At 59.6% G+C, this 11,905-nt stretch carries 14 protein-coding genes; 7 read left to right on the forward strand and 7 right to left on the reverse strand.

Features of this window, described 5'->3' with window-relative positions; all coding sequences use genetic code 11:
- Positions 1 to 251 precede the first annotated feature (251 nt).
- Complete coding sequence (mscL, locus tag ACTQXM_RS08630; RefSeq protein ID WP_154517006.1) at positions 252 to 677, forward strand: large conductance mechanosensitive channel protein MscL; 426 nt, start codon at positions 252 to 254, stop codon at positions 675 to 677.
- Positions 678 to 795: 118 nt separating this feature from the next.
- Here the strand turns inward: mscL and ACTQXM_RS08635 are convergent, their stop codons facing one another.
- Positions 796 to 1,284 (reverse strand): N-acetyltransferase, encoded by a 489-nt coding sequence (locus ACTQXM_RS08635; RefSeq protein WP_154517003.1) that lies wholly within the window; start codon positions 1,282 to 1,284, stop codon positions 796 to 798.
- A 77-nt stretch (positions 1,285 to 1,361) separates the two neighbouring features.
- Between ACTQXM_RS08635 and ACTQXM_RS08640 the strand changes: the two genes are divergently transcribed.
- On the forward strand, positions 1,362 to 1,658 hold the full coding sequence (locus ACTQXM_RS08640) for a hypothetical protein (RefSeq protein WP_441537608.1): 297 nt from the start codon (positions 1,362 to 1,364) through the stop codon (positions 1,656 to 1,658).
- A gap of 48 nt (positions 1,659 to 1,706) precedes the next feature.
- Here ACTQXM_RS08640 and ACTQXM_RS08645 read toward each other — a convergent pair whose 3' ends face one another.
- The gene (locus ACTQXM_RS08645) at positions 1,707 to 2,411 is read right to left on the reverse strand and encodes a class I SAM-dependent methyltransferase (RefSeq protein WP_441537609.1); all 705 of its coding nucleotides are present in this window, start codon (positions 2,409 to 2,411) and stop codon (positions 1,707 to 1,709) included.
- A gap of 440 nt (positions 2,412 to 2,851) precedes the next feature.
- On the opposite strand from ACTQXM_RS08645, the gene ACTQXM_RS08650 reads away from it, so the two are divergent.
- Positions 2,852 to 3,253: a hypothetical protein gene (locus ACTQXM_RS08650; RefSeq protein WP_441537610.1), complete on the forward strand. Its 402-nt coding sequence runs from the start codon at positions 2,852 to 2,854 to the stop codon at positions 3,251 to 3,253.
- 129 nt (positions 3,254 to 3,382) lie between these two features.
- Here the strand turns inward: ACTQXM_RS08650 and ACTQXM_RS08655 are convergent, their stop codons facing one another.
- Positions 3,383 to 4,198: a putative RNA methyltransferase gene (locus tag ACTQXM_RS08655; protein WP_154516992.1), complete on the reverse strand. Its 816-nt coding sequence runs from the start codon at positions 4,196 to 4,198 to the stop codon at positions 3,383 to 3,385.
- Between the two features lie 178 nt (positions 4,199 to 4,376).
- Here ACTQXM_RS08655 and ACTQXM_RS08660 point away from each other — a divergent pair, with 178 nt between their 5' ends.
- Positions 4,377 to 5,759 carry an MATE family efflux transporter gene (locus ACTQXM_RS08660; RefSeq protein WP_441016533.1) on the forward strand — a complete coding sequence of 461 codons (1,383 nt, stop codon included), beginning with the start codon at positions 4,377 to 4,379 and terminating at the stop codon, positions 5,757 to 5,759.
- A gap of 27 nt (positions 5,760 to 5,786) precedes the next feature.
- Here ACTQXM_RS08660 and ACTQXM_RS08665 read toward each other — a convergent pair whose 3' ends face one another.
- The gene (locus ACTQXM_RS08665) at positions 5,787 to 6,017 is read right to left on the reverse strand and encodes a LysR family transcriptional regulator substrate-binding protein (protein WP_441547647.1); all 231 of its coding nucleotides are present in this window, start codon (positions 6,015 to 6,017) and stop codon (positions 5,787 to 5,789) included.
- 74 nt (positions 6,018 to 6,091) lie between these two features.
- On the opposite strand from ACTQXM_RS08665, the gene ACTQXM_RS08670 reads away from it, so the two are divergent.
- On the forward strand, positions 6,092 to 6,817 hold the full coding sequence (locus ACTQXM_RS08670; protein ID WP_441537612.1) for a uracil-DNA glycosylase: 726 nt from the start codon (positions 6,092 to 6,094) through the stop codon (positions 6,815 to 6,817).
- Between the two features lie 50 nt (positions 6,818 to 6,867).
- On the opposite strand, the gene ACTQXM_RS08675 is transcribed toward ACTQXM_RS08670, so the two are convergent.
- The 3 genes from ACTQXM_RS08675 to ACTQXM_RS08685 form a co-directional block, all read right to left on the reverse strand.
- The gene (locus ACTQXM_RS08675; RefSeq protein WP_441537613.1) at positions 6,868 to 7,548 is read right to left on the reverse strand and encodes an SDR family NAD(P)-dependent oxidoreductase; all 681 of its coding nucleotides are present in this window, start codon (positions 7,546 to 7,548) and stop codon (positions 6,868 to 6,870) included.
- 9 nt (positions 7,549 to 7,557) lie between these two features.
- Entirely contained in the window at positions 7,558 to 8,280 is a 723-nt protein-coding gene (locus ACTQXM_RS08680; RefSeq protein ID WP_441537614.1) for a VUT family protein, read from the reverse strand.
- 156 nt (positions 8,281 to 8,436) lie between these two features.
- Complete coding sequence (locus tag ACTQXM_RS08685) at positions 8,437 to 10,050, reverse strand: peptide chain release factor 3 (RefSeq protein WP_427719358.1); 1,614 nt, start codon at positions 10,048 to 10,050, stop codon at positions 8,437 to 8,439.
- Positions 10,051 to 10,521: 471 nt separating this feature from the next.
- Between ACTQXM_RS08685 and ACTQXM_RS08690 the strand changes: the two genes are divergently transcribed.
- Both ACTQXM_RS08690 and ACTQXM_RS08695 read left to right on the forward strand, forming a co-directional pair.
- Positions 10,522 to 10,902, forward strand: coding sequence for a GntR family transcriptional regulator (locus ACTQXM_RS08690; RefSeq protein WP_370450620.1), 381 nt, complete (start codon positions 10,522 to 10,524; stop codon positions 10,900 to 10,902).
- 23 nt (positions 10,903 to 10,925) lie between these two features.
- The coding region (locus tag ACTQXM_RS08695; RefSeq protein ID WP_441537615.1) for an ABC transporter ATP-binding protein at positions 10,926 to 11,905 on the forward strand (980 nt) is incomplete at its 3' end.

Raw genomic sequence — 11,905 nt, forward strand, 5'->3', positions numbered from 1 at the left:
GCGGCGGCGACCGATCGCGCGTGGACGTCCAGGCCGATGGAGGTAACATGGGGCATGGGAAGCCTCCTCCCCGCAGGTGCGGTAAGGGCTACCGCACGGGCCGATACTCAAGCCCATTGTGGCATCCCGAGCCCGCGGAAAGAAGCTGCGCCGCGGGGGAGGCGACCCAAATGGCTTTCTCATATCGTCTTGCCTGCCCGAGCTCATCCGGGGCGGCAACAACGCGAACCCCCCAACAGCGAGGAGTCACCATGAAGACATTGCTCAACGAGTTCAAGGAATTCATCAATCGCGGCAACGTGATGGACATGGCCGTCGGCGTGATTATCGGCGGCGCATTCACCGCCATCGTGACCTCACTTACCGATAACATCATCAACCCGCTTATCTCCGTGATTGCCGGCGGTAGCGCTACCGAGATCTCGGGGCTGGTGGTGCCGGGCACTAATATCGACTTTGGCGCCTTTATCGGCTCGTGCATCAATTTTTTGATTGTGGCGGCAATCGTCTTTGCCATCGTCAAGGCATTCAACAAGGCGCAGGAAATCGGCGACAGGCTCGCCGGTGCCACCGCCGAGGAAGCCGCACCGGCGCCCGTCTGTCCGTATTGCCTGGAAGAGGTGCACGAAGGCGCGACCAAGTGTTGTCACTGCGGAAGCGAGCTGCCCCGAGCGTAGGTGCCTTAGAGCCGACAGCGAGCGACATCTACCACCTTGCAAAACAGCGCAGAGATCAAAAATGGCCCCACCCGGGGCCATTTTCGCTTACATGGAGCGTAGATACGCGCCCCCGCTCTTATGCCTCGCGCAGCCAGTCAAACGCAACACGCGGCGTGCCGTCCGACACATACACGACGCCGGCACGCTCAAACCCCGCTTTAATACTCGCGCCCTGCATGGGCAGGTTGTCCCGATGCGTATCGATACGCAGATGGTCGGCACGCTCTTTGGCAAAGGCGAACATCGCAGCCGCGATACCGTGCACGGTGCCGTCGGACGCCACACGGTGCAGCACGGCGTACGGAGTGTCGCTACGCCATTGCCCGTCCTCAATTACGTCATAGCACTCGTCCGGGCCCGGTAAAAAGGCAAACGTCGCCACCACGCGGCCGTCGACTTCGAACACATAGCTACCACCGGCGGCGATATCGGCAGCCAGCTGCTCGGCAGAAGGCGTGCCCTCGGGCCACTGCGTGGCGTTGCCATGCGCGCGCATAAAGGCACGGGCCGCGTCATAGATAGCCATGACGGCGGGAATGTCGGTATCGAGGGTTTTTCTGATCATCACGCGGCGACCTCACGTTTATTGGTATCACTTTGATTGAGCAATGATACCAGCGTTTGAAGAGGGGCGAGAAGCAGATGGGAAGCAAAAAGCGAGCCGCCTGGTCAAAGGCCAAAAGCGAGTTTTTGGGCGCTGCCACCGGCGGCACTATGAGCGACCTGTTTGCGCGCGAGGACGAGCGCCGCGACGCCCTGAACGCCGAGCGCGATGAAGCCTGGCGCTACAAGTCGTGCGAGCGCAAAAACCGTTACGGCACACGCGCCGAGGCCGAGGCCGTTATGGCCGACTGCGAAAACCGCGGGCGGCGTGGTTTGGCCTGCTACAAATGCGAATACTGCGGCGGCTGGCACCTGACGTCGCACCCTTGGAAATAGACCCCGCATCGGCACGACGCTGACCGAGCGCCAACCATCGCACGCAAGCTACGGGCGCGGCGGCACCAAAACATCGTAACGAACGGCCTTGCCCGCAAGTTGATAGCTCGGCTTAACGCCAGCAAGCAGCGGCCCCTTCACCGGCCGCTTGATAACGACCTTGCGCGGGCGCACCGCAAGCGCAGCTTCGACCAGCGTCTCCTCATCGGCACACGGCTGTTCCAGATGATGCAAGAGTTGAAACTTCTTTTTAACCGCCGCGCTCTTTGTGCGCTCGGGAAACATGGGGTCCAGATACACCACGTCGGGAGCGGTGAGCTCGCCCTGCCCGATCAACTCAGTTATATGGTGAAGGCCGGCAATGCTGTCCTCGCCCGCATGTAAGCGCATGCGGGCCACGGCAGTCGCAAGCGCCGGATCATCTGCCGCGCGATCCAAGGCATCCTTGAGGAGCGCCGCGATCACGCAATCCTGCTCATACAGATCGACGGTAAAGCCCGCAGCCGCCAGCAGCAGCGAATCCTCGCCAAAGCCTGCCGTGGCATCAATCGCCCATGGGCACTCGACGCCTTTTGCGCGCGCAGCCTTTACCAACAGCTCTTGCTGCAGACGGCCCTGTTTGAGCCGTGGCAGCATGCGGCCAAAATCGGCACGCAACTCCATCGTGCCGTCGGTGAGCGTGAGGCCCGCGGACTTCCCGATCAGCTCAAGCCCCGCGGCCCGAGCAACAGAAAAGGGATCGACGACGCCCATGGGTACTCCTTAACAAGCAAAATGAATACGTGAGCGCCGTTTATGCCAGCACCCAACCGTCCGCTATTGTCCCACATGCGACATGGCCCACAGCATCCCAATGCAAAGCACCGCCATCAATCCCGTGCACACGGCAGCGATCACAGAATCGCCCATGCGCCTTCCCAACGACCGCGGCTCATGCACTCGCCCTGCTCCGTACATCATGGCTCCTCCTTAAGAACAGCTCCTTGTTACGGTCTCATCATCGCAGCGCCGCACATGAGCTGCCATCGATTTGGCTTACGTCCAGCTTTCCTTTTTGAAAGGTCGGATTGGGCTGCGCGGGCTCAAAGCGCTTTCAGGCGCACGCATCGCTGCGTTGAACTACAATGTGCTTCACCATATGTGCAACACATGGGCTACGCCAGATCGGCGTACTCGTATCGAAAGGACCAGCCATGAGCTCCGCTCGCAAGACTCTCAAAATCCTTGCCCTCATCTACTTTGTTTTGGGCATCGCCAGCCTCGTCATCGCCGGCATCGGTATCGCCAGGGGCAGCCTCGATTCCACGTACGGGTCGAACGCCATGCTCGCCGCGGTCGTGCTTGTCGTCAAGGGCATTGTCGATCTTTCCGCAGGTGTTGCGGGCATCAAGGGCGCCAACAAGCCCTCGCAGGTGGATAGCGCGTTTAAGCTCGGCATCGTTGCCGCGATCTCCACGATTGCGCAGGCCGTGCTCACGCTTCCCGCACTCGGCGGCAGCGCCGTCAATATCGGTGCCTTTGTCATCGTGGTCTACGACCTGTTCTTTGTTCAGCAGGCGCACGCCGTTAAGGCCGAGAACAAGGACCGCCTGTAGGCACTCGCTTCTCATAACCCCTGCAGCCAAGCAACTAACATGGGCCGATCGCGCAGTAACGCGGTCGGCCCTTTACATTTGACCAGATAAAACCTGCCAAAATAAACCTGTCCCTTTTTGGCAGGTTGGTTAGCTGTGGCGGTACTCGGCAATGATGAAGTCGATGTCGGTTTTAAGGGTGTCCAGGTTTGCCAGGCGCTCTTTGTCGGTAGGGCGTGTGCGGTAGTAGTACGGCGTCATCTGGAACACCGCCTCGATGTCGGCCTGGGTCTGGAGCGTAATATTCGCGGACACCCGCTGTGTGCCGACCAGTTTAAGCTCCATCGTCTTCGGAAGCTTTTCGTCGTTGAGGTACGGCGTGTCGTAGAGCACCTCCTTGAGCCCAAAGAGATGACGGGCACCCGGCACCACGGTGTAGAGCGAACCCTCCGGCGCCAACACGCGGGCAAACTCGCGCTCGTTAAAGGGAGCAAAGAGCTCGGTCACCATATCGAAGGCGCCATCGGCCACTGGGATGTCTTTCATGTTGGCCACAAAATAGGTCGCATCGCCGCGCTTGGCGGCCAGGCGTACCATTTCTTTGCCTAGGTCAAAGCCATAAGCGTCCACGCCCGGCACCGCGCCCATGGCGCTGGTGTAGTAACCCTCGCCGCAGCAAATATCGAGCAGCGTCATGGGGCCGCCTGTAGACGCAGCACGCCCAGAAACCCGTTTGCGCACCAGCTCGACCATTGCATCGCGCAGCGGCGCATAGTAGCCACGGTTCAAAAAGTCACGACGGCTGCGTGCCTGCGACTTGGGATCGCCCATGGAGTCGCCGCTCTTGGACGAACGTAGCAGATATAGATAACCCTCGCGCGCACGGTCAAACCGGTGTCCGCCCGCGCATGCAGCACCGCGCTCGTCGTCCACCAACGGCTCATGGCAAACGGGACACAACAACATGGCAACTCCTTAGCGCGAACAACACAACGTACACCATTGTCGCACGCCTTCCCCACCTAGTCATTGGGGACGTTCTTGAATGACTAGTCGTTTAAGAACGCCCCCAATGACTAGGTGATTAGGAGTATCATCGTCTGCGCAAATAAGCACGAAATAGCACGTTAGAAATTGAGAGCGTATGGCTGATACCGCATCTAAGCACATCGACATGACCACCGGCTCGCTGTGGCGCAATATCCCCCTGTTCGCCTTGCCCGTGGCCGCCACGAGCATCTTGGAGCAGCTGTCAAACCTCATCGCCACGGTCATTATCGGTAACTTCTCGGGCGACCAGGGGACCCTCGCCATGGCGGCAGTCGGCTCCAATGTTCCGCTTACCAGCCTTATGCTCAACCTGTTTATTGGCATGTCGCTTGGCTCCAACGTGGTCATCGCCAACGCTATCGGCCGCAACGATCAGAATATGGTCAAACGCGCCGTCCATACCTCGATTTTAATGGCGCTCGTGGGCTTTGCCGTCATCGCTCTGGGCGAGATCTTTGCCGAGCCCATGCTCGCCGCGCTCAACGTTCCCGCCGAGACCATGCCGCTCGCTTCGCTCTATCTACGCGTCTTTTTGCTCAGCATGCCCTCAATCTTGCTCTACAACTTTGAGGCCGCGATCTTCCGCTCCGTCGGCATCACCCGCATGCCGCTGCAAGCGCTTGCCGTGTCCACCGTCCTCAACATTGGCCTGGACCTCATCTTTGTCCCCGTACTCCACTGGGGCGTCGCGGGTGTCGCCATCGCCACCGCCATCGCCTACACCGTCAGCGCCGCTACACTCTTTATCCGCCTGCTCAAGACCGACTCCGTCGTCCGCGTCACCCCGCGCGACCTTGCTATCGACCCCGTCGCCCTCAAGCGCATCGTCAAGATCGGCCTGCCCGCCGGCATCCAAAGCGCCGTCTTTGCCGTCGCCAACATCATCATCCAGTCCGCCATCAACAGCCTGGGCACCGAGGTCATGGCGGCCTCGAGCGCCGCCATGAGCCTGGAGTGCGTGTGCTACAACCTGCTCAACAGCTTTAGCCAGGCTTGCACCACCTTTGTGGGACAAAACCACGGTGCCCGTCAGATCGACCGCTGCACCAAGACCCTTAAGGTCTGCCTGGTCGAAGGCGGTGTCGTCGCGCTCACCACGATTATTGTTATTGTCGGCCTGGGGCGCGAGATCCTGTCGTTGTTCAACAGCGATCCCAACATCGTCTCAATCGGCTATATCCGCGTGTGCTCTATCTTCCCTGCATACGCCTTTATCATGCTCTACGAGAACATGTCCGGCTACCTGCGCGGCTTTGGCATCTCGCTCATGCCCGCCCTTATCACCATGATCTGCGTCTGCGGCATCCGCTTCTATTGGGTATTCTGCGTGTTCCCGCACTTCCGCACCTTTGCGAACATCATGATGGTCTACCCCATCAGCCTGGGCACCACGGCGTTCTTTATGGTCGTGGCGGTACTACTCTGCCACCCGGCACGCACCCATCGCGCTACCCAAGCCAAAGCGACAGCCTGCTAAACACCGCACTCAACGCCACGCCAGTCATTAATTGACAATATGCGAGCTCATATAGTCGATAAAGCGCCTCGTGGCGATAGGCATGGTGTCCCAGCTGCGCCAGGCCGCCACTACGTCGCGCGAGGGGGCGTGCACGATGGGACGTACGCGAATATCGGCCTGCATGCCCTCAACGGTACGGCGATACAGCATGCTCACGCCCAGGCCCTCCTCCACCATCGCCATAATGGTGTAGACGGCGGTGGACTCGCCCCTCATACAGCCGCGGCATAAAGGCAACCGGTGCGCCTTTACAATAGATGCCAACATAGCATTTGCCATAAAGGAGCTCCATGGACACCGCAACTCGCGACCGCAACATAGCAACTTGGTTGGGCGATGCGCCGCAGCCGGTACGTGACACTACGAACCAGCTGCTCGAGCGCATCGCCCTTTTGCGTGCCGAGCAGACCATCTACCCGGCACAAGACGACATCCTCAATGCCCTCGCCTACACGCCGGCCGACCAGGTCAAAGTTGTCATCTTGGGCCAAGACCCCTATCACGGACCCAACCAGGCCATGGGGTTATCGTTCTCGGTCCCCGCGACGCAAGCCAAGTTGCCGCCAAGCCTGCGCAACATCTATAAGGAACTCAAAGCCGATCTGAGTTGTTCCATTCCCGCCACGGGAGATCTGACGCCATGGGCACAACAGGGCGTCCTGCTCCTCAACACTACGCTCACCGTGCGCGAGCATGCCGCGAACTCACACGCCAAGCTGGGCTGGAGTACGCTCACCGACTACGTTATCGAACGCTGCTGCCAGCTACCCCAACCGGTAGTCTTTTTGGCATGGGGCCGCTTTGCCCAGCAGATGGTTGAGGGCAAGCTCGCCGCAATCGACGCGGGCAAAACGACCGGCAAGTTCTGCCTTGCCTCCACGCACCCCTCGCCGCTTTCGGCCAACCGTGCCACGGCAGAACTCCCCGCTTTTATGGGGTCGCGACCCTTCTCGGCAGCCAATCGGCTACTCGAACAGCACGGCTCGACCCCCGTCAACTGGACTTGTCTCGGCTAAAAATCGATACATCAAAAATACGCCCGACGGGTTTCCATCGGGCGCGTTTCCTATTCGGGCCAAATAAATTGTGTGCGGCCGGCCTCGCCGCCATCAATGAGCAGGCTCTGCCCGGTCATAAACCGGTTGGTCACGCCCACAAAGTAGATCCACTCGGCGATCTCTTGGGCGGTTGCCCAGCGTTTAAGCGGTGTAAGCTCCATAATCTGGTTCCACAGGTGTTCGTCTTCCATCACGCAACGGTTGAGCGGCGTGATAACGCCACCCGGGTCCACACTGTTGGCGATGGCCTGCGGTGCCAGGCGGTTTGCAAGGTTCTTGGTGTAGGCGATAACGCCGCCCTTGCTGGCAGCATAGGCGGGAAACTCCGATCCCGTATGCCCACTCGCCGACCCCACATTGACCACGGATTTGATAGCGGGCGCCGGCTTGGCGACAAGCCTCTCCCCCACAAAAGCGTAGCGCTCGGTCACGTTGATGGTGCCACACAGGTTGGCGGCGATATCGTCGACCGAATCCTGCGTACCCGCAACGTTCACGATCACTTGGGGTTCAAGGTCGCCTGGAAACGAGCCCGGCTCGCGGACATCAACAATCAGATGGCGGTAGCGCTCGTGTTCGATCGCCGCCGGCAGCAGATCAAAGCCCACGACCTCGTGGCCCTCGTCCAAAAAGCGCTGCACGCACGCGGCTCCGATACCGCCCGAAGCGCCCGTAATCAAAACCCGCATACTTGCTCCTTAGGCGGTTGCGTGGCGCTCAAGGTAGTCGGCGCCCACATTCTCACGCTCCCAGCCGCGCACGACCTTGTAGCCCACGGGGCTCAGGAAGACCTCGCACAGCAGCTCGGCGACAGCGCCGGTCAGCGAGCACATAAGGACCTGCACCCAGGTCCAACCAAAGAACGTGTGACTCACTACAATGGCAAAGACCAGGTTGTCGATAAACTGGCCAACACCCGTGGACACATAGGAGCGGAAGGCGAAGCTCGCAAAGTTATTCTTTTTGAGCATACGGCCGAGCGACTGGTTGAGCGTGGAGTTAACCACGGCAGAAACGAACATTGCCAGCGAAGAGCCCAGCACCACGTACCAGGTGCCGCCGATGGTGGCGTTAAGGGCGGTGTTGACCTCGATCATGCCCGTGTCGTAGTAGGCGCCCCACATACCGGGTGTGAGCGAGCACGCCCAAAAGCACAGGCTCACGGCAAGGTTGACCGCCAGTGCGAGGATAGAGATTTTGATGGATGCCTTGGCGCCAAAGCGCTTGCAGATCATGTCCTGGCACAAAAACGAGACCCAGCTCACCACAAAGCCGCAATCGAGTGCCAGATACGGCAGACTGATGAGCTCTTTGTTGGCCAGCAGGTTCATCATGATGACGCTCACGAAAAACAGCGAAACCGTTGCCGCGGGAATGCTCCGCAACAGGACCTTGTAGTCCTCCATGACCTTCTTGATCATTATGTACTCCTTTGGTTTTAGGTTTAACGAGCAGGATATCGGACCCGAACTGCTCGGACGCCCCGGTCTTGAGGCGACGGTGGGCATGATAGCCGCTCGCGCGGTATCAGGCAAGCAGGCAGCGCGGCAGCCCCGCAGGGCCACCGCGCCGATGCGTTAAAAGACTACGTTGCCAAACTCAGACAGGATAAGGTCGGGATTGTGGTCGGTTGCCCAATCCACGTTCCACGGGCTCGTAAACAGCAACAGCTTGCCACCGCGCATGTCCTCGACGCGCAACGTGTCGCGCGTGAGCGAAAGACCCGGGATATCGATGGTGTCGGGGTCGTTCTGGATCCAGCGAATGTCCGTATAGGGCAGCGGCTGGCGACGAACCTCAACACGGTACTCGGCCTTGAGGCGGCGCTCGAGTACCTCAAACTGTAGCACGCCGACCACGCCCACAATGACGCTCTCCATGCCGGCACCCAGCTCGCGGAAGATCTGGATGGCGCCCTCCTGGGCAAGCTCCTCCATGCCCTTGACGAACTGCTTGCGCTTGAGCGTGTCGACCTGCGTAATGCGAGCGAACATCTCGGGGGCAAACGTCGGAATCTGCGGATACTGCACATGGCGCTTGCCGGAGCACACGGTGTCGCCGACGCTAAAGATACCCGGGTCGAACAGGCCCACGATATCGCCCGCGTACGCCTCGTCCACGATGGCGCGGTCGTCGGCCATCATCGACGTGCCCGTGGCAAGCTTAAGCTTGCGGTTGCCCTGCACGTGGAAGGCATCCATGCCGCGCTCGAACTTACCCGAGCAAATGCGCACAAAGGCGATGCGGTCGCGGTGGTTCTTGTCCATGTTGGCCTGGATCTTAAACACAAAGCCGCTAAAGTCGTCGCGGCAGGGATCGACCGGTTCACTGGTAAGCGTATCGGTATAGGCACGCGGCGTCGGGGCCAGACGCAGGAACTCCTTAAGGAAGGGTTCCACGCCAAAGTTAGTAAGCGCCGAGCCAAAGAACGCCGGGCTCAGCTTGCCGCAGGCCACGGCATCCAAGTCGAGCTCGTCGCCGGCACCATCGAGCAGCTCGATGTCGTCCATCAGGTTCTTATGGTTCTCCTCGCCGATGAGCTCATCCATAGAAGAATCGCCCAGCTCGGCCTCGACCTCGGCGACCTTCTTGGTGGCGTTGGCGTGACCGTCGCCCTCAAAGGCAATGACGCGACGGGTCTGACGATCGAACACGCCGCGGAAATTGCGGCCGCTGCCAATCGGCCAGTTCATGGGATACGTATTGATGCCCAGGACATTTTCTATCTCTTCCATGAGCTCAAACGGATCGCGAGCCTCGTGGTCGAGCTTGTTCACAAAGGTGAAGATGGGAATGTGGCGCAGCGTACAGACCTTAAAGAGCTTCTTGGTCTGGGCCTCGACGCCCTTGGCGCCGTCGATGACCATGACTGCGGCGTCAGCGGCCATAAGGGTACGGTAGGTATCCTCCGAAAAGTCCTGGTGACCGGGGGTATCGAGGATGTTGACGCAGGCGCCGTTGTAAGTGAACTGCAGCACCGAGGAGGTGACGGAAATGCCGCGCTCCTTCTCGATGTCCATCCAGTCCGAGACGGCATGCTTGGCCGAGCTCTTGCCCTTGACCGAGCCGGCGGTCTGGATGCTGCCGGTATAGAGCAGTAGCTTCTCGGTAAGCGTGGTCTTACCGGCATCCGGGTGGCTGATGATCGCGAATGTGCGGCGCGACGAGATTTCATCCGACAGGCTTGCCATGCGGATCCTTTCTTGCATTGAGTGCATTACGTCGTTGTAACCGCACTATTGTAGCCGCGAAATTCCGCTCTAGGGCGCCTATCAGGACAAATTCATCAGTTGGGGCCTGTGTAGCAGTCGATGACGGCACTCCGCAGCAGTTTGTCTCGATCAGTAACATCTAGACGGTTTTTGAACCTCTACCTGTTACAGATTTAGACAAACAGGTGGGCGTCCCAGAAAGATCTCGATCTGTAACATCTAGCAGCCAAAAACTTCTCCAGTTGTTACAGATTGAGACAACCAGGTGGGGCCCACCAGCAAAATCTCAATCTGTAACAAGTAGCCGTCCAAATCGGTTCCAGATGTTACAGATTGAGATGAATGAACGAGCGGACAATCCCTATTTACCTCTTGCATAACTGTGCATAGTGTATATATACTGTGCTTACCGGTTATATACACGTGTAGCCCAACAGCTAAGGAGCCGCTGTGGACATCATCCTATCCAATTCGAGCGACAAGCCCATCTACGAGCAGATAACCTCGCAAGTCAAAGCTCAGATCTTATCGGGCACGCTCGCTGCGGGAGCCAAACTCCCCAGCATCCGTGCACTCGCGAGCGACCTAGGTGTGAGCGTCATCACCACCAAGCGCGCCTACGCCGACCTAGAGCAACTCGGGTTTATCTGCACCGTGCAGGGCAAGGGCTGTTTTGTCGCCGAGGGCAACCAGGAGCTCTTGCGCGAAAACCAGCTATGCCATATCGAAGACCTGCTTGCGAAAGCGGCGAGCCAAGCCGAAGCCTTGGGCGTCACGCGCGACAAACTGCACGAAATGCTCGACCTGGTAGCCCCCGAAACCATGCAGTAGCCATCTGCAAGAAAGGCTATACCATGCAAAACTTGCTTGAACTCAAAGGCATCTCACGCGCTGTAAGCGACCGCTTTTCACTACGCGATGTCACGCTCGCCGTGGAGCCCGGCCAGATTGTTGGCTTTGTGGGCGCAAACGGCGCCGGCAAGACAACGACCATTCGCGCCGCGCTCGGGCTTATAAAGCTCGATGCCGGCGAGGTACACCTGTTTGGGCAGCACTGCGGCGCCGACGCGCCCGGTGAAGCGCAGCGTTGTCTGCGCACTCGTGTCGGCCTCGTGCTGGACACATGCCCCTTCCCTTCCACACTCAAGGTGACCGAAGTTGAGGCACTCGTAAGCCCGGCGTACCCCACCTGGAGCCACGACACCTTCGCCAGCCTCATCGACCGATTTGGCTTGGATCCCAAGGCGAAGGTCAAGGACCTCTCCCGCGGCATGGGCATGAAGCTGCAGCTTGCCTGTGCGCTCAGTCACAAGGCCAAGCTGCTCGTTTTGGACGAAGCCACCGCGGGTCTTGATCCCATGGCACGCGAGGAGCTGCTCGATGAGCTGCTTGCCTTTGTCGCCGACGGCCAGCGCAGCGTGCTGCTCTCGAGCCACATTACGTCCGACCTCGATCGCGCTGCCGACCGCATCATTTGCATCGATAACGGCTCGATTGTGTTTGACCTGCCGCGCGAGGACATTACCGACCGCGCCGGCATCGCCCACTGTACCCAAGCGCAGGCCGCCGAGCTTATGGCTTGCGTCGAAGGCGCCCGTGCCGCCCACCACGCTTATAGCGTGGACGTGCTCGTACCCAACCGTCGCGAAACGCTCGAGGCCTTCCCCGAGATTCCCTGCGATCGGGCAACCATTGACGATTATCTACGCCTCACGCTGAAAGGGGGGGACTGCGGACGATTTCTTGGACCGTTACGCGGCCCTTCCCAGCGCGGCGCGGAACTCGGCCGGCGTGCGGCCGCCGAGCGCATCGCTGCGCCTCTCCGTATTGTATC

It is taken from the genome of Collinsella sp. LCP19S3_D3, assembly GCF_052121455.1.
GTDB lineage: Bacteria > Actinomycetota > Coriobacteriia > Coriobacteriales > Coriobacteriaceae > Collinsella.

Coding starts and splice junctions, on each gene's coding strand:
- mscL (WP_154517006.1), top strand. CDS start 252: ATGAAGACATTGCTCAACGAGTTCAAGGAATTCATCAATCGCGGCAAC.
- ACTQXM_RS08635 (WP_154517003.1), bottom strand. CDS start 1,284: ATGATCAGAAAAACCCTCGATACCGACATTCCCGCCGTCATGGCTATC.
- ACTQXM_RS08640 (WP_441537608.1), top strand. CDS start 1,362: ATGGGAAGCAAAAAGCGAGCCGCCTGGTCAAAGGCCAAAAGCGAGTTT.
- ACTQXM_RS08645 (WP_441537609.1), bottom strand. CDS start 2,411: ATGGGCGTCGTCGATCCCTTTTCTGTTGCTCGGGCCGCGGGGCTTGAG.
- ACTQXM_RS08650 (WP_441537610.1), top strand. CDS start 2,852: ATGAGCTCCGCTCGCAAGACTCTCAAAATCCTTGCCCTCATCTACTTT.
- ACTQXM_RS08655 (WP_154516992.1), bottom strand. CDS start 4,198: ATGTTGTTGTGTCCCGTTTGCCATGAGCCGTTGGTGGACGACGAGCGC.
- ACTQXM_RS08660 (WP_441016533.1), top strand. CDS start 4,377: ATGGCTGATACCGCATCTAAGCACATCGACATGACCACCGGCTCGCTG.
- ACTQXM_RS08665 (WP_441547647.1), bottom strand. CDS start 6,017: ATGAGGGGCGAGTCCACCGCCGTCTACACCATTATGGCGATGGTGGAG.
- ACTQXM_RS08670 (WP_441537612.1), top strand. CDS start 6,092: ATGGACACCGCAACTCGCGACCGCAACATAGCAACTTGGTTGGGCGAT.
- ACTQXM_RS08675 (WP_441537613.1), bottom strand. CDS start 7,548: ATGCGGGTTTTGATTACGGGCGCTTCGGGCGGTATCGGAGCCGCGTGC.
- ACTQXM_RS08680 (WP_441537614.1), bottom strand. CDS start 8,280: ATGATCAAGAAGGTCATGGAGGACTACAAGGTCCTGTTGCGGAGCATT.
- ACTQXM_RS08685 (WP_427719358.1), bottom strand. CDS start 10,050: ATGGCAAGCCTGTCGGATGAAATCTCGTCGCGCCGCACATTCGCGATC.